Source organism: Ruegeria sp. AJ12, from assembly GCF_056536245.1.
The window spans coordinates 3,598,401-3,614,253 of the sequence record NZ_JBQFJJ010000001.1 but is presented as its reverse complement, the minus strand read 5'-3'; the positions used below and the strand labels follow the sequence as shown (position 1 = coordinate 3,614,253).

General features: G+C 59.8%; 13 protein-coding genes. 6 read left to right on the top strand and 7 right to left on the bottom strand.

What is annotated here, in order from left to right:
- Positions 1 to 35: 35 nt before the first annotated feature.
- From ACR3E0_RS18030 to ACR3E0_RS18015, 4 genes are read right to left on the bottom strand one after another with little or no spacing between them, the layout of a single operon-like run.
- Positions 36 to 1,553, bottom strand: coding sequence for an ABC transporter ATP-binding protein (locus ACR3E0_RS18030; RefSeq protein ID WP_480480226.1), 1,518 nt, complete (start codon positions 1,551 to 1,553; stop codon positions 36 to 38).
- On the bottom strand, positions 1,550 to 2,485 hold the full coding sequence (xdhC, locus tag ACR3E0_RS18025; protein WP_480480225.1) for a xanthine dehydrogenase accessory protein XdhC: 936 nt from the start codon (positions 2,483 to 2,485) through the stop codon (positions 1,550 to 1,552). The genes ACR3E0_RS18030 and xdhC overlap by 4 nt, the downstream gene beginning before the upstream one ends.
- A complete protein-coding gene (xdhB, locus tag ACR3E0_RS18020; RefSeq protein ID WP_480480224.1) occupies positions 2,485 to 4,887 on the bottom strand; it encodes a xanthine dehydrogenase molybdopterin binding subunit in 2,403 nt (800 codons plus the stop codon). The genes xdhC and xdhB overlap by 1 nt, the downstream gene beginning before the upstream one ends.
- On the bottom strand, positions 4,884 to 6,242 hold the full coding sequence (locus ACR3E0_RS18015; RefSeq protein WP_480480223.1) for a xanthine dehydrogenase small subunit: 1,359 nt from the start codon (positions 6,240 to 6,242) through the stop codon (positions 4,884 to 4,886). The genes xdhB and ACR3E0_RS18015 overlap by 4 nt, the downstream gene beginning before the upstream one ends.
- 344 nt (positions 6,243 to 6,586) lie before the next feature.
- On the opposite strand from ACR3E0_RS18015, the gene dnaE reads away from it, so the two are divergent.
- From dnaE to ACR3E0_RS18000, 3 genes are all read left to right on the top strand, one after another.
- Positions 6,587 to 10,087 (top strand): DNA polymerase III subunit alpha, encoded by a 3,501-nt coding sequence (dnaE, locus tag ACR3E0_RS18010; RefSeq protein ID WP_480480222.1) that lies wholly within the window; start codon positions 6,587 to 6,589, stop codon positions 10,085 to 10,087.
- Positions 10,088 to 10,178: 91 nt separating this feature from the next.
- Complete coding sequence (locus ACR3E0_RS18005) at positions 10,179 to 10,397, top strand: YMGG-like glycine zipper-containing protein (RefSeq protein WP_480480221.1); 219 nt, start codon at positions 10,179 to 10,181, stop codon at positions 10,395 to 10,397.
- Positions 10,398 to 10,408: 11 nt separating this feature from the next.
- Positions 10,409 to 10,771 carry a hypothetical protein gene (locus ACR3E0_RS18000; protein ID WP_480480220.1) on the top strand — a complete coding sequence of 121 codons (363 nt, stop codon included), beginning with the start codon at positions 10,409 to 10,411 and terminating at the stop codon, positions 10,769 to 10,771.
- Positions 10,772 to 10,813: 42 nt separating this feature from the next.
- Here the strand turns inward: ACR3E0_RS18000 and ACR3E0_RS17995 are convergent, their stop codons facing one another.
- Together ACR3E0_RS17995 and ACR3E0_RS17990 are read right to left on the bottom strand one after the other, a co-directional pair.
- Positions 10,814 to 11,572 carry an SDR family NAD(P)-dependent oxidoreductase gene (locus ACR3E0_RS17995; RefSeq protein ID WP_480480219.1) on the bottom strand — a complete coding sequence of 253 codons (759 nt, stop codon included), beginning with the start codon at positions 11,570 to 11,572 and terminating at the stop codon, positions 10,814 to 10,816.
- A gap of 124 nt (positions 11,573 to 11,696) precedes the next feature.
- On the bottom strand, positions 11,697 to 11,891 hold the full coding sequence (locus tag ACR3E0_RS17990) for a SlyX family protein (protein ID WP_480480218.1): 195 nt from the start codon (positions 11,889 to 11,891) through the stop codon (positions 11,697 to 11,699).
- 148 nt (positions 11,892 to 12,039) lie between these two features.
- On the opposite strand from ACR3E0_RS17990, the gene hisS reads away from it, so the two are divergent.
- Genes hisS through hisG form a run of 3 tightly spaced genes read left to right on the top strand, consistent with a single transcriptional unit; the run spans position 12,040 to position 15,400 of the window.
- Positions 12,040 to 13,623, top strand: a complete 1,584-nt coding sequence (gene hisS / locus ACR3E0_RS17985) for a histidine--tRNA ligase (RefSeq protein WP_480480217.1) — start codon at positions 12,040 to 12,042, stop codon at positions 13,621 to 13,623.
- A gap of 2 nt (positions 13,624 to 13,625) precedes the next feature.
- Positions 13,626 to 14,714 (top strand): ATP phosphoribosyltransferase regulatory subunit, encoded by a 1,089-nt coding sequence (locus tag ACR3E0_RS17980; RefSeq protein WP_480480216.1) that lies wholly within the window; start codon positions 13,626 to 13,628, stop codon positions 14,712 to 14,714.
- Positions 14,711 to 15,400, top strand: coding sequence for an ATP phosphoribosyltransferase (hisG, locus tag ACR3E0_RS17975; protein ID WP_480480215.1), 690 nt, complete (start codon positions 14,711 to 14,713; stop codon positions 15,398 to 15,400). The genes ACR3E0_RS17980 and hisG overlap by 4 nt, the downstream gene beginning before the upstream one ends.
- A gap of 2 nt (positions 15,401 to 15,402) precedes the next feature.
- Here the strand turns inward: hisG and ACR3E0_RS17970 are convergent, their stop codons facing one another.
- Entirely contained in the window at positions 15,403 to 15,834 is a 432-nt protein-coding gene (locus ACR3E0_RS17970; RefSeq protein WP_480480214.1) for a DUF1489 family protein, read from the bottom strand.
- Positions 15,835 to 15,853 lie beyond the last annotated feature (19 nt).

The window sequence follows — 15,853 nt, the reverse complement described above, 5'->3', positions numbered from 1 at the left end:
TGCTCATCCCCCCTTGGTCGATTTTTTGTTTTTGCTCAGACATGGGCCACCTCCATGCCATGTGCGCCGCCCATCATCAGGCCAATTTCGTCTACGGTCAGGCCGGTTGTCGGGCGCGGCGCGCTCAGTCGCCCTTCGTTCAGGGCGGCAAAGCTGTCCGAGATTTCCATAAGCTCGTCGAGGTCCTGACTGATGCAGACAACTGCGGTGCCTTTGGCTGCCAGATCCAGAATGGCTTGCCGGATCGCTGCCGCAGCCGCTGCATCCACGCCCCAGGTCGGCTGGTTGACCACCAATACGTCCGGGTCTTGCAAGACCTCTCGTCCGATCACAAATTTCTGCAGATTTCCGCCCGACAAAGACCGCGCCGCGTTTTCCGGTCCGGGCGTGCGGACGTCGAACGCGCTGATGATCTTCTCGGCAAAGCTCTTGGTGTCCGCCCATTTCAGAAAGCCGTTGTTCTCAAGGCCCTCACGGACGGACCCGGTCAGCAGTGCGTTTTCGGTCAGGCTCATGTCTGGAGCGGCGGCATGACCAAGCCGCTCTTCCGGCGCTGTCAGCACGCCAAGCTTGCGTCGGGCCGTCGGTCCCAGTTTGCCGATAGGCTGGCCGTTGAACTTGACCGCGTCGGTCGCGGTTGTGATTTCACCGGACAATACGCCAAGCAATTCGTCCTGTCCGTTCCCGGCAACGCCGCCGATGCCCAGCACCTCGCCTTTGCGGACGGTCATATGCACGTTCTTTAGCGCGGTACCAAATTCCGAAGGCGACGGCACCGATAGCCCGCTGACATCCAGCGCAATCTCGCCAAACTCACGACCCGAGCGCTCAGGCGTCTGAAGGGTCGTGCCCACCATCATCTCGGCCATGTCCCGCGCCGAGGTCTCGGAAGGCACGCATTCTCCTACATTCTTGCCCAGACGCAGGATCGTGGCGTGATCGCACAGAGTGCGGATTTCTTCCAGTTTGTGCGAGATATACAGGATCGAGGTGCCTTCGGATCGCAATTTGTTGAGCGTTTCAAACAGGATATCAACCTCTTGCGGGGTCAGAACCGAAGTTGGTTCGTCCATGATCAACAGTTTGGGGTCCTGAAGCAGACACCGAATGATCTCAACGCGCTGGCGTTCGCCCGCAGACAAATCGCCAACGGTCCGGTAAGGGTCCAGCGGTAAACCGTAGGTCTCAGACACTTCGCGGATCCGCGAGGCCAGATCGCCCATCGGCGGTGGGTTCTCCATCCCCAGCGCGATATTCTCAGCCACATTCAACGCGTCGAACAGCGAGAAATGCTGGAACACCATCGCGATCCCGTCCGCCCGTGCAGCGCGCGGCTCCGGTGGCGCATAAGGCTGCCCACGCAGCAACATTGTGCCGCTATCTGGTTTCACCAAACCATAGATCATCTTCACCAGCGTGGATTTCCCCGCGCCGTTTTCGCCCAACAGCGCGTGTACTTCGCCTTCGCCGATGTCGAAGGACACCTGATCATTGGCCACGACGCCGGGATAGGCCTTAGTCAACCCTTGTAGGCTCAGCAATGGGGTGGTCACGCGCTCAGGTCCTTCTTCAAGTCGTTCTGTCGGGCCGGGCGCAACAGCTGTGCTGCGACGCCGACGGCGATCATTTGCGGATGCTTGCCCAGCGATGGGTCACCAATCGGGCAGGTGATCCGCCCGATCCGCTCGGGCGAATGCCCAAGGGTCGCCAGCCGCGACCGGAACCGCGCCCATTTCGTAGCCGAGCCGATCAGTCCCGCAAAGCGGAAATCGTGCAAAAGCAGCCGGTTGCACAACTCCAAATCCAGATTGTGTGAATAAGTGAGCACCAAATGTTCGGCATCGGGTGGGGCGTGGTGCACCAACTCGGCTGGTTTGGCGGCGGGAACCACTGTCACTCCTGCCGGGGACTGGTCAGGAAACCGCTCAGGGCCGGTGTCGACCCAGGTGATGGCGAGATCGGGCAGGGGGGACAGAACGTCCACCAGTGCCCGTCCGACATGGCCCGCGCCCCAGATCCAAAGCTGGCGGGCCGGCTTGTGAACCGGTTCGATCATCCAGCCGCCAATCAGTTGCGGTTCGGGCACAATCCCTTGACCTCTTGCTGCGGCGAGAAGACGTTTGACTGCCAATGGCATATCCCCGCCCGATGCGGCGCGCGCTATGACAGTGTCATCCAGTGCGTCCACAGCTCTAAGATCGTAGATCTCGCTCAGAAGAGATAACGCACCACCGCAACATTGCCCCAATTCCGGGCCAAGCGCGTGATGTGTCAGCCTCGTAGGCAAGGTTTGGCCGCGTGCCGCTTCTGCCGCCTGAAATTCAAGCGTGCCACCGCCGATCGTGCCACTCTGCCCGCCCTTCCAGACAAGCATTGCGGCGCCGACCTCGCGTGGGGACGACCCCTTGATTGCAGCGATGACCACACGGGTGACTGTGCCGTGGGTTTTGACCGCGTCCCTCAGTGCCTCTCGATCAAATCCCATCAGACGCCTCCCTTCATCCTTTGGACCCCGTGCCAGACCTCTTCAGCTGTGGCGGGTGCGTTGAGAGCCGGATAGTCCTCGCCACAGGCGGCCACCGCATTTGACAAGGCCAGCCACGCAGAAATCCCCAGCATGAACGGCGGCTCTCCGACCGCTTTCGAGCGGTAAATCGTGTCCTCGCGGTTTTCAGCGTCCCACAGGGTGACGTTGAAGATGTCGGGCCGGTCGGAACAGGCCGGTATCTTGTAGGTCGAGGGCGCGTGCGTGCGCAGGTTGCCTTTACCGTCCCAGACCAGTTCTTCGGTCGTCAGCCAGCCCGCGCCTTGGACATAGCCGCCTTCAACCTGTCCGACATCCAGAGCCGGGTTCAGTGACGCCCCAGCGTCATGCAGGATATCCGCGCGTAGAATGCGGTTCTCACCGGTCAGAGTGTCCATGGCAACCTCGGTGATCGCTGCGCCATAGGCAAAGTAAAAGAACGGTCGCCCTCTTCCTTTGATCCGATCCCATTCGATCTTGGGCGTTTTGTAGAAGCCGGTCGCGGACAGGCTGATGCGTCCCTGATAGGCCAGTGCTGCGGCTTCGGCGAAGGTATAGCGCTCTTCGCCGACCGAGACGTGGCCGTCTGCAAAAGTGACGGAGGACGGATCGGCCTGATGCCGTTCGGCCAGATAGTCGGCCATACGGTCGCGTATCGTATCACAGGCCGCTTTCACCGCCATCCCGTTCAGGTCGCTGCCCGAGGAGGCGGCCGTGGCCGAGGTATTGGGTACTTTGGCCGTATCCGTGGCCGTGATCTTCACCATCTCCAGCGGTATGCCAAAGCGCGAAGCGGCCACTTGCGCCACTTTCTGGAACAGGCCCTGACCCATTTCCGTGCCACCATGGTTCAGATGAACCGAGCCGTCCTGATAGACGTGGACCAGCGCACCTGCCTGATTGAGGTGGGTCAGGGTGAAGGAGATTCCGAATTTGACCGGAGAGAAGGCGATCCCCTTCTTGATCACTTTGTTTTCTGCGTTCCATTTCTCGATCGCAGTCTTGCGCGCGGCATAGTCGCTGGATTTCAGCAGAGCTTCGGTTATGCCATGCAACTCGAAGTCGCTGACGTCCATGCCATAAGGGGTGGTGTTGCCGCCCGAGGGCAGGGGACGCACGGGGGCGGCCCCCATTTCAACCGCTCCACGGCTGGTCAGATCTTCGCGCGGGTCCGGATGGCCCAAGGGTTTTTCGGTCGGGGCGCTTTCGACCACTTTGTGCGCGGGCTCATAGTAGTTGCGTCGGCGCAGCTCGACCGGATCCATTCCCAATTCGTGTGCTGCATGGTCTAACACGCGTTCGATGCCCACCATGCCCTGAGGACCTCCGAACCCGCGATACGCAGTGGCGGATTGGGTGTTGGTTTTCAGCCGGTGACTTTCGATCCGGGCGTTGGGCAACAGGTAAGCATTGTCCGAATGCAACATCGCGCGGTCCGCGACGGGCAGAGACAGGTCCTGCGCCCAGCCGCAGATCGCATAGTGGTGGAAGGACACACCCTGAATATGGCCGTTGTCATCGAACCCGGCTTTGTACGCGATCCGGAACGCATGGCGCTTGCCGGTGACGATCATATCATCGTCGCGGTCATAGCGCATCTTGCAAGCCTTGCCCGTCGCGCGGGCGGCCACGGCGCAGGCCACGGCCAAGGCGTTTCCCTGGCTTTCCTTGCCGCCAAATCCACCACCCATGCGGCGGGTTTCGACCCGGATTGCGTGCATCGGAACACCCAGGGCATCGGCCACCTTGTGTTGTACCTCGGTCGGGTGCTGGGTCGAGCTGTGCACCAGCATATCCGCGCCTTCGTTTGGCACGGCCAGCGCCGCCTGACCTTCCAGATAAAAATGCTCCTGCCCGCCGAGTTCGAACGTGCCTTCGATCACATATGCGGCGGCTGCAATGGCCGCATCCGCGTCGCCCTTTGCGTAGATGCGCGGGCCGTCTTCGAAACGGCTGTCGGCGTCCAGCGCCTCTTCGACCGTCAGGATCGGCGTATCTTCGGCATAGTCGACCCTGCCCAGACGCGCGGCCTTGCGCGCGGCGATATGACTGCGGGCCACAACCAGAAACACAGGCTGGCCGATATAGTGGACCGTCCCGTCCGACAGCAGCGGTTCGTCGTGGATCGAGGGTGAGACATCGTTGGCAAACGGCAAATCTTCGGCCGTCATCACCATCACGACGTCATCGGCGGTGTTCACCTCGGACAGATCCATTGCGGTGATTTTACCCTTGGCAATAGGGCTCAGACCAAAGGCCAGATGCAGGGTCCCCTTCGGCGTCGGGATGTCATCCACATAGCGCGCCGAACCGGAGACATGCAGAGGCGCGGCGTCATGTGGGAGAGGTTTCGTCACACTCATGCCGACACCTCGAGCACGCTGGTCACGTCGCCCTGATCCTCAAGGAAATATCTTTCGAGCATCGCTTTTGCAGCCCCAAGCCGGTATACGGCCGAGGCGCGCATGTCCGTGAGCGGTGCGAAATCGTCAGCGAAAGCGGGAAGCGCGGATTCGATGGTGGCGCGCGTCCATGGCTTGCCGATCAACGCAGCCTCAACATGGGTTGCCCGCTTCGGAGTGCCGGCCATGCCGCCAAACGCTATGCGTGCCTGGGTGATTGTGCCCTCTGAAACCGTGACATTGAAGCAGCCGCAAACGGCCGAGATATCCTGATCGAAGCGCTTGCTGAGTTTGTACACTTTCAGTCTGTCAGGCTGGCGCGGGAAGCTGACGGCTTCGACGAACTCACCCCGCCCGCGGTCTTGCCTGCCGTAGTCGATGAAGAAATCCTCCAGCGGGATTGACCTGCGTGCGTTGCCTTTGCGCAGCTGCAGGGTCGCGCCCAAGGCTATCAGGGCAGGCGGGTTGTCCCCGATGGGCGACCCGTTGGCGATGTTGCCGCCAACCGTTGCTGCGTGGCGCACCTGGACGCTTGCGTAGCGTCGGATCATTTCAGCGTAGGAGGCGTGCAGATCGGTCAGCGCCTCACCCATGCGGTTCATGTCAACCATGGCGCCAAAGCGGATTTCTGTATCGGTGATCGCGATCTCTTTCAGGTCCTCGCAGCGGTTGAGAAAGATCACAGAATCCAGGTCGCGCAACTGTTTGGTGACCCACAGCCCCACATCGGTTGCCCCGGCAATGAGTGTTGCATCAGGGTTCTCAGTGTAGAGAGCGGCGAGTTCATCGGATGATGCTGGCAGCATCCGCACAGACGGAGGGGTGACAGGCACATCCTTGACCCAGACGGGCACGGGATGTTTTGCCGCGGCTTCGGCGGCGCGTATGATCGGGGCATACCCTGTGCACCGACACAGGTTGCCAGCAAGCTGGGTGTCGTGATCGGTCGCGCCGCTGGCGTGGCTGGCCACCATCGACATCACAAAACCGGGGGTGCAGAACCCGCATTGAGACCCATGCAAGTTGACCATCGCCTGCTGCACCGGGTGGGCTTCGCCATTCGGCCCGCTGGCGCCTTCGACGGTTCGAATTGCTTTCCCATGTAGTTGGGGCAGGAACAGGATACAGGCGTTGAGCGCCTTGTGGCCGTCCTCATCCGTCACCATGACCGTGCAGGCGCCGCAATCGCCCTCGTTGCAGCCTTCCTTGGTGCCGGTCAGGCCGCGATCCTCGCGCAGCCAATCCAGCAGGGTCGCTGTCGGATTAATGTCCGTCAGCTCCACAGTCTCTCCGTTCAGAAGAAACGTGATGTCCATTCGTGAAACCCGTCGCGTTACCCGGTTGGCCCTGTGATGCCCTCCTTCGATGCGACGTAGAAAGAGTAGCGGGCTGGTAGCTTGCCGTCAGATGTTAGAAACAGCGTGGCTTATCTGGCAAGAAAAACTGCTTATATGATGCACCATTAGGCTATCAAAGTGTTGAATGGCCACGCGTGCCAGAAATTCAGGCGTTTGAAATTTAAACATTTTTTACCGCTAGCTGCCACCTCAGTCCGAAGCACCTTCTGAAAAAGCCGAATAATCAATGGTGATTTTTTGGGCGATCAGTGATTGCAGTTCTGCCCTTTTGCACGGCGGTTGCCTCGGTTAGCCTGCGTTGCATGAGCAGTACTCCTCGATTCATTCACCTCCGCGTTCACACCGAATACTCCCTGCTGGAAGGCGCCGTGCGTTTGAAAAAACTGCCCGGTCTGTGTGCGCAGATGGACATGCCCGCCGTAGCGGTCACCGACACCAACAGTATGTTTTCGGCGCTGGAGTTCTCGGTTACCGCCAGCGACGCAGGTGTGCAGCCGATCATGGGCTGCCAAGTCGACCTGACCTACGTGCATGCGCAACCCGGTGAAAAGCAAAAGGCGCCCGCGCCGCTGGTGCTGCTGGCACAGTCCGAGGTTGGATACGAGAACCTGATGAAACTCAGTTCTAGCCTTTATGTCGATAAGGGCGGGCAATTGCCGCAGGTCACGTTGGACGAGCTGAATGAACGCTCAGAAGGGCTGATCTGTTTATCCGGTGGACCGGACGGGCCAGTGGGCCGTCTGTTGCAACAGGGACAGCGCCCGGCGGCCGACGTTCTGGTGGATCGCTTGGCATCCATGTTCCAGGATCGCCTCTATATCGAGCTTCAGAGGCATCCAGGTGAAGACGGTCAGCCCGAAGCCGAGCGCCTGACCGAGCGCGGCCATGTCGAGATGGCCTATGCCAAGAATCTGCCCTTGGTCGCCACCAATGACGTCTATTTCCCGACCTCGGATATGTACGAGGCGCACGACGCTTTGATCTGCATTGCCGAGGGGGCTTATGTCGACCAGCAGGATGGCCGCCGCCGCCTGACCGCACAGCATTACTTCAAGTCGCAGCAGGAGATGGTGACCCTGTTCGCCGATCTGCCCGAGGCCGTGGAGAACACGGTCGAGATTGCCAGACGGTGTGCCTTCATGGCCTATCGCCGCGACCCGATCCTACCGAAATTCGCTGCTGATGAGGTGGCTGAGCTGCGCCGCATCGCCAATGACGGCCTACAGAAACGTCTGGCCGTGATCCCCCATGCGGTGACGCCCGAGGAATACCAGGAGCGGTTGGATTTCGAACTGGGCATCATCGAAGACATGGGCTTTCCCGGCTACTTCCTGATCGTTGCCGACTTTATCCAATGGTCCAAGGATCACGATATCCCAGTGGGGCCGGGGCGGGGTTCGGGCGCGGGCTCACTGGTCGCCTATGCTCTAACAATCACCGACCTCGACCCGCTGCGCTATTCCCTGCTGTTCGAGCGCTTCCTGAACCCCGAACGGGTCTCGATGCCCGACTTTGACATCGACTTCTGCATGGATCGTCGGGAAGAGGTGATCCGCTACGTGCAGCAGAGATACGGGCGTGACAAGGTCGGACAGATCATCACTTTCGGTGCGCTTTTGTCCAAGGCCGCCGTGCGTGATATCGGACGCGTTTTGCAAATGCCTTACGGGCAAGTGGATCGCCTGTCCAAGATGATCCCGGTCGAAGGCGTCAAGCCCGTTTCAATTGAGAAAGCACTAAAAGACGAACCGCGTTTACGCGAAGAAGCCCGGAACGAAGAGGTGGTTGACCGTCTGCTGACCTATGGCCAGCAGGTCGAAGGACTGTTGCGGAACGCCTCGACCCACGCGGCGGGTGTGGTGATCGGCGATCGTCCACTGGACGCTCTGGTGCCGCTCTATCAGGATCCGCGCTCCGATATGCCCGCTACCCAGTTCAACATGAAATGGGTGGAACAGGCCGGGCTGGTCAAATTCGACTTTCTGGGTCTCAAAACGCTCACGGTAATTCAGAACGCGATGGATTTGATCTTCAAATCCGGGCGGGACCTGCACATCGCGCCCGATGGCACGGAACTCTATGAACCTGCCGAGGGGGCCAAGAACCAGATCAACGCCATCCCGCTGGATGACGAGGCGACGTACAGGCTCTATTCGGCGGCCAAGACGGTGGCGGTGTTCCAGGTTGAAAGCTCGGGCATGATGGATGCGCTCAAGCGGATGAAGCCGGACTGTATCGAGGATATTATTGCTCTCGTCGCGCTCTACCGTCCCGGTCCGATGGAGAACATCCCCAAGTTCTGCGAGGTCAAGAACGGGCTGAGCAAACGGGACAAGTTGCACCCGTCCATCGACCATATCCTGGACGAGACCCAGGGCATCATCGTCTACCAGGAACAGGTGATGCAAATCGCCCAGGAAATGGCGGGTTACAGCCTTGGCGGTGCGGACCTGCTGCGCCGCGCGATGGGTAAGAAAATCCAGGAGGCGATGGACGCCGAGCGGCCCAAATTCCTCAAGGGTGCCGCCGAGAACGATGTGGACGAAGCCAAGGCGACCGAGGTTTGGAACCTGCTCGACAAGTTCGCCAACTACGGCTTCAACAAATCCCACGCCGCCGCTTATGCGGTGGTCAGCTATCAGACCGGCTGGCTCAAGGCGAACCACCCGGTCGAGTTCATGGCAGGCGTCATGAACTGCGATATCCATCTGACGGACAAGCTGGCCGTCTATTTCGAAGAAGTCCGCAAGGGACTGGAATTGCCCTACGTCCCGCCCTGCGTGAACCGGTCTCAGGCGACATTTGATGTGGTTGACGGACATTTGGTCTACGCGCTGGGCGCGCTCAAGAACGTGGGTGTCGAGGCGATGAACCTTGTGGTCGAGGGGCGCGGCGACAAACCCTTTGTCAATCTGTTCGACTTTGCCTGCCGGGTTGATCTGAAACGAGTCGGCAAGCGTCCGCTGGAAATGCTGGCACGGGCCGGGGCATTTGATCAGTTGGACGGCAATCGGCGGCGGGTTTTCGAAAGCCTCGATCCGCTGGTGCAGTATTCGGCCGCGATTCACGATCAGAAGAACTCGAACCAGGTGTCGCTGTTTGGCGAGGCGGGTGATGACCTGCCGGAACCGCGCCTGTCGCCATCGCCAGACTGGCTGCCCGCAGAACGACTGAGCGAAGAGTTCAAGGCGGTTGGCTTCTACTTCTCCGGCCACCCGCTGGACGACTACATGCCCGCGCTGAAACGCCAGCAGGTGCTGACCCTGGACGAGGTGACGGAAAAGGCCCGATCCGGACCGCTCATCGCCAAGATGGCCGGGGTCGTCGCCGGGCGGCAGGAACGAAAATCCGCACGCGGCAATCGGTTTGCCTTTGCCCAGCTTTCCGATCCAACCGGCGCCTATGAAGTAACCCTGTTCTCGGACACGCTGGAAAAGTGCCGCGAGTTTTTGGAAACCGGGGCACAGGTGGTGCTGACGGCCGAGGTGACGATGGAGGCGGACCAATTGAAACTGCTGGGCCGCTCTGTCGGCCCGGCGGATTCGGTTGTGGCTGAAGCCGGGGCAACAGGGCTGCGGATATTTCTGGACGAGCCCGATGTTCTGCCTACGGTTGCCCGCGTGCTGGAGGATGCCGCAAATGCCGCCAAAGGCGCATCCAGAGGACCGATTCAATTGTGCCTGCTGGATCCGGCGCTGCCCGGAGACGTTGAAATGGAACTTGGGCAGAGCTTTCCGATCAACCCGCAGATCAAGGGCGCGATCAAGTCGCTGGACGGTGTTGTGTCGGTCGAGGAAATCTGACCCGCCACGGCTTTGTTGCCAGAAAGTGCAGGCCTCGCTAGGCTGGTTGCAGAACGTGTATTCCAGGGTCAGATCACAGGAGAGCGCCCAGATGACAATTGCGGGTATCGGTTTCAGAACACTCACTTTCGCAGCGGCGGCGTCGTTGGTGCTGGTGTCGGCATCGGCGGGGCTTGCCGAGAACATAAAGAAGAAGAATACGATCGAAGGCGCGTTGATCGGCGCAGGCGTTGGTGCACTGATCGGAGACGGCAAAGGCGCAGCCATTGGTGGCTTGGCCGGGGCATTTATCGGACATAACTGGAAGTGAACGTAATGCGTATGAACCCCTTAAAAACCGTGTTGGCAAGCGTTTGTGTGGCTCTGCCGGGCGTGGCCATTTCTGATGAGGCGGCCGAGCAAATGGTTCAGGATGCGTTGCCCGTGATGTACCATACCTGCGCCTCAGTCGTCGAAGAGGCGGACGGGGATGAGGCCTTTATCTATGCGGTCGTGGAAAAGATGACCGTGGTGTCGATCTATAATCGCCAGATCGACATCAATGATCACGCGACCTCGGACGCGGACAAAGCCAAGCTGCATGAGGCATTTGTGGCCGCGCTGCGCGATGGATGCGCCGACGACAAAGACGCCCTGCTGGCTGGCGTTGTCGACAATGCTGTGAAATCGACGCTGGGGTTATGACTGCTTACCGCCATGCCTGTAGCGGCTTGGCTTCGTGATGCACTAACACTCCTGACGAAGCGCGGGCAGCCCGACACCGGTGCTGTCAAAGCCGCCATCGGACGCGATCACTTGGCCGGTCACGTAGCTGGCCTTGTCGGAACACAGAAAGCAGATCACCTCGGCGATTTCTTGTTCTGATCCATATCGGTTCAAAGGGATTGCATCGTGATAGGCTGCGATGATCTCGGGTGTGTGCACAGCCATTGCCAGCTTGGTGCGAACCGGACCCGGACAGACACAGTTGGCCCGGATGCCATACTCTCCCAGTTCCGCCGCCTGCTGTTTCGTCAGATGGATGACCCCGGCCTTGGATGTGCCATAGGCGACCCTCAGTGTACTGGCGCGCAGGCCGGAAATCGAGGCGATGTTGACGATTGCACCCTTACTGTCCTTCAGCGCGGGTAAGGTCGCCTGACTGACCAGGAAAACCCCGTCCAGGTTGGTTTCCATCACCCGCCGCCACGTCGCAAAATCGGCCTCTTCGATGGGCCCGAAATCCGCCACGCCCGCATTGTTCACAACCGCATCAATCCGCCCGAAGCTGTTGAGGACGGAACCGACCATGTCTGAAACCTGCTCCGGTATCGAAACGTCGAACACAAAAGACTGCGCGCCGTCCAACCCGTCAGCGACTTTCAGCAATTCGTCCGAGTCCCGGTCCACCATTCCGACCTGCCAGCCGTGCTGCAGGAACAGCTTGGTGGTGGCTAGGCCGATGCCACGCGCCGCACCTGTCACAAGCGCAAGTTTCTGGGTCATCGGCTATCTCCGTCTGTTGCCGTTGCGGAAGACTTACCTGTTTCGCCTTGCATGGTCGAAAAGTTGTAGAAACCGCAATTACCGCTCTCCGAGTGTTGTACAAACCCCCGCACTCGCCATGCACTCAATAATGCGGTGGCCTTTCGTCTCCCAGCACAACGCCGCCTGATCCTTCTTGTGCCCGTTCCCCCTCGCGCCGCATCAGCATCTCGACCCGACGGGTCAGGCGGTCAATCTCGTCCTGTTGCTTTGTCACAACCGTGTTCAACTCTTCGACCGTACGGGTCAGGTGGGCGATCTGTTCTTCCAGATGCTGCATTTCAGGCTCCTGCTTCTTTGTCGCTCATAACGGGCCGGCTTTCCCATGACCAGAGAAACCGCGCCCAGCAACAGAGGCTTGGCTTGCCCCGACACAGGCCATGGGATAGACCGCGCGCGCAAGCGATTGAATCCCAAGGACGCCCCACATGGCCAAGCCCAAGAAACAGCCTCGCCCCAAGGCCATCACGCCAAAAGGGTTTCGCGACTATTTCGGCCAGGAAGTCACGCAGCGCACCGAAATGCTGCGGACCATCGCGGGAGTCTACCATCGCTACGGCTTTGACGCGTTGGAAAGCAGCGCGGTTGAAACCGTCGAAGCGCTGGGCAAGTTCCTGCCCGATGTGGACCGTCCGAACGAGGGTGTTTTTGCCTGGCAGGAATTTGACGAAAAAGATCAGGGCGACTGGATGGCATTGCGCTATGATCTGACCGCCCCTCTGGCGCGGGTCTATGCGCAGCACCGCAACGACTTGCCAACACCTTACCGGCGCTACGCGATGGGACCGGTCTGGCGGAACGAAAAGCCTGGACCGGGGCGGTATCGCCAGTTTTATCAATGTGATGCGGATACGGTTGGCACGGCCTCGATGGCGGCCGATGCCGAGATATGCGCGATGCTCTCGGACACGCTTGAGACCGTCGGTATCCCGCGCGGTGATTATCTGGTCCGTGTCAACAACCGTAAGGTCCTGAACGGCATCCTTGAAGGCTTGATGGTCGACAACGAAAAGACACGTTCATTGCCCACCAGTTTTTCCGAGATGTTAAACAATAAAGCGAGCGATTTGGAGTTAATTGACCCAGATGCGGTTCTTCGCACTATCGACAAGTTTGACAAAGTTGGCGCTAGCGGTGTGTTGGAATTGTTAACTACTGGGCGGAAAGATCAATCAGGTGCCTTCATTGATGGGGTTGGTCTTTCTGAGGAAGATGCCTCTCGAGTTGTGCGGTTCATGCAGTCAAAAGGTAAAGACAACCGAGAGACGTTATCGAATCTAAGAAGCCTGTTGGGCGAAGTGTACCCAGCCGCTCATGAAGAACATGGCGTTTACAATGTTGGTCTGGAGGGGCTTGAGGAACTCGAAGCGATTGCCGATTTGCTCGAAGCCCAAGGCTACGGTCCAGACCGTATCGTAATCGATCCATCTGTTGTACGCGGTCTTGGCTACTACACCGGACCGGTCTACGAGGCTGAGCTGACCTTTGAGATCTTCGACGAAAAAGGTCGCAAACGTCAGTTCGGGTCTGTCGCGGGTGGAGGGCGTTACGACGATCTGGTCAAGCGCTTTACCGGACAGGAAGTTCCTGCCACCGGTATTTCGATTGGTGTCGACCGCCTGCTGGCCGCACTGCGTGAAAAGGGGCGGATCGGGGCCGAGGCAGAAGGCCCGGTGGTCGTCACGGTCATGGATCGGGACCGCATGGCCGATTATCAGGCAATGGTTGCAGAACTGCGCGACGCGGGCATCCGGGCTGAGGTTTATCTGGGCAACCCCAAGAACTTCGGCAACCAACTCAAATATGCTGACAAGCGGAACTCTCCGATTGCGGTGATCGAAGGCGGCGACGAAAAGGCAAACGGCATCGTGCAGATCAAGGACCTGATCCTGGGCGCCAAGATCGCCGAAAACGCCACGCTGGAAGAATGGAAAGAACGTCCCAGTCAGTTCGAAGTTCCCCGCAGTGATCTGGTCGCAAAAGTGCGCGAAATTCTGGACAGTCAGGATTAGGGATGTCCAACCGATCCCAGATACAGGCGCGAGCCGCGAAGATGTGCATCCAGTTCGAGGTTGCCGGCGCGCGGGTTGTCGACCCACCGCTTTTACAACCGGCGGAAACGTTGCTGGACCTGTATGGCGAGGACATCCGGGCCCGCGCCTATGTCACCTCGGACGCGCTGCGCGGCGAGCAGATGCTGCGCCCGGATTTCACGCTGCCTGTTGTGCAGATGCACATGAAGGATGGGGCGGAACCGGCACGTTATACCTACTCGGGCGAGGTGTTTCGGCGGCAAGAGCACGACCCGGACCGGGCCAATGAATACATTCAGGTCGGGTATGAGGTCTTTGATCGGACAGATCCCGCCAGTGCGGATGCCGAGGTATTCTCGCTGATTTCCCTTCAACTGCGGGGTTTGCCGCTGCGGGCTGCAACCGGCGATATCGGCATCCTGACGGCTGCCGTTGAGGGGTTGAGGACATCCGACCGACGCAAAGCCGCGTTGCTGCGGCACCTCTGGCGACCTCGGCGCTTTCGGGCTCTGCTGGATCGGTTTTCGGGGCGCAGCCCGGAACCCGAGGTGAGGGCGGCGTTGCTGGGGTCCTCGGACCCGATGCGTTCTGATGCGCCGATGATCGGCAAACGGCGCGCCTCGGAAATCGCGGCACGGATCGACGCGCTGCGTGAAGATCGCCAGACGCCCCCGATTTCAGACACTGAGCTTGCAGGGCTGGAATCGCTGCTGGCCGTTCGGGAAACCATGCCTTTTGCACTCGAACAATTGCGGGATGTCGCGGTGGACCTGCCCCAGATCACCCCGGCCCTGGATCGGCTGGAGGCGCGGGTCGTCGCCTTGCAGGCCCGTGGGGTGGATGTCGAGAGCCTGGACTTCGAGGCTGCTTATGGCCGGACGTCGATGGAATATTACGACGGGTTTGTGTTTGGGTTCTATGCCGAAGGACGCCCGGATTTACCTCCGGTTGCCACCGGTGGGCGCTATGACGCGCTGACACGGCAACTGGGCAACGGGGCCGAGATCCCCGCGGTGGGCGGTGTCCTCCGCCCCGATCTGATGCTGGAGATCGAGGAGGCCGCCCGATGAGCCTGAAGCTTGGCGTGCCGTCCAAGGGCCGGTTGATGGAAAAGACCTTCACATGGTTCCAGAAACGCGGCATCACCCTCTCGCGCAACGGATCTGACCGGGAGTATGCAGGCAAGGTCGAGGGCATCGACGGCGTTTCCCTGATCCTGCTATCGGCAGGTGAAGTGCCCCGTGAACTGGCCTCCGGTCGGATACACCTAGGGGTGACGGGGACAGACCTTGTACAGGAAAAGCTGCCGCGCTGGGAACAGCAGGTGGAAGAGGTCTCGGCTTTGGGGTTTGGGAAGGCCGATCTGATCATCGCAACACCGGCGTGCTGGGTAGATGTCGATACGCTGGATGACCTCGATGCAGCCGCCGCAGCCTTTCGCAAGACCCACGGTCACCGGTTGCGGATCGCGACCAAGTATCACCGGCTTGTCCGGGAGTTTCTTTCGGACGCTGGGGTCGCCGATTTCACTCTGGTGGACAGTCAGGGCGCGACTGAAGGAACGGTGGTGAACGAGACAGCCGAGGCGATTGCCGACATCACCTCAACGGGGGAGACTTTGCGGGCCAACCATTTGAAAATCCTGTCGGATGGGCTGATCCTCAAATCACAGGCGACGTTGTGGCGCAGCCGTGTTGCCGACTATGGCGAAGCGGACAAAAAGGTTCTGACCGAAGTTCTGGATCGCCTGACCTGACCCTATAGCACGCCGATTTCCGCCAGTGCCCGGTTCAGGTCTTCTGGCAGGGCATCGTCCTGTGACCGGCCTTTGGGCAGATCGGGCGGTGAGTCCTCGGGTTTCAGATAGCGCCACCCCTGGAATGGGCGTTTCTGCGCGCCCTGGGTGCGATGGACCTCGGGTTCCAGCACAATGGCGCAGCGGCGGATGCCATCGTCGCCGATGACTTCGTCCAGCCGCAGGATGCGCTGGCGGCACTGAACCACGCCTTTGATCACCCAATAGATCGAGCCGCCGTTCAGAATTTCGGCTTCACGTTTGGGCCACATGCGGGTGACATGGCGCGGACATCCGTCCTCGTAAAGCGGTTTGCGGCTGTCCTGCCACGCGATCAGCGTTTCAACACTTTCCGATCCAACCGAGAGTTTTATGAGGTTTGTAAACTTATCCACAGCTTTCCCACAGAGTCGT

What these genes read in the sequence shown, in the direction of transcription:
- ACR3E0_RS18005 (WP_480480221.1), top strand. Translation starts at nt 10,179, where the DNA reads ATGACAATTGCGGGTATCGGTTTCAGAACACTCACTTTCGCAGCGGCG.
- hisG (WP_480480215.1), top strand. Translation starts at nt 14,711, where the DNA reads ATGAGCCTGAAGCTTGGCGTGCCGTCCAAGGGCCGGTTGATGGAAAAG.
- ACR3E0_RS17980 (WP_480480216.1), top strand. Translation starts at nt 13,626, where the DNA reads ATGTCCAACCGATCCCAGATACAGGCGCGAGCCGCGAAGATGTGCATC.
- ACR3E0_RS18000 (WP_480480220.1), top strand. Translation starts at nt 10,409, where the DNA reads ATGAACCCCTTAAAAACCGTGTTGGCAAGCGTTTGTGTGGCTCTGCCG.
- dnaE (WP_480480222.1), top strand. Translation starts at nt 6,587, where the DNA reads ATGAGCAGTACTCCTCGATTCATTCACCTCCGCGTTCACACCGAATAC.
- xdhB (WP_480480224.1), bottom strand. Translation starts at nt 4,887, where the DNA reads ATGAGTGTGACGAAACCTCTCCCACATGACGCCGCGCCTCTGCATGTC.
- ACR3E0_RS18015 (WP_480480223.1), bottom strand. Translation starts at nt 6,242, where the DNA reads ATGGACATCACGTTTCTTCTGAACGGAGAGACTGTGGAGCTGACGGAC.
- xdhC (WP_480480225.1), bottom strand. Translation starts at nt 2,485, where the DNA reads ATGGGATTTGATCGAGAGGCACTGAGGGACGCGGTCAAAACCCACGGC.
- ACR3E0_RS17995 (WP_480480219.1), bottom strand. Translation starts at nt 11,572, where the DNA reads ATGACCCAGAAACTTGCGCTTGTGACAGGTGCGGCGCGTGGCATCGGC.
- ACR3E0_RS17990 (WP_480480218.1), bottom strand. Translation starts at nt 11,891, where the DNA reads ATGCAGCATCTGGAAGAACAGATCGCCCACCTGACCCGTACGGTCGAA.
- hisS (WP_480480217.1), top strand. Translation starts at nt 12,040, where the DNA reads ATGGCCAAGCCCAAGAAACAGCCTCGCCCCAAGGCCATCACGCCAAAA.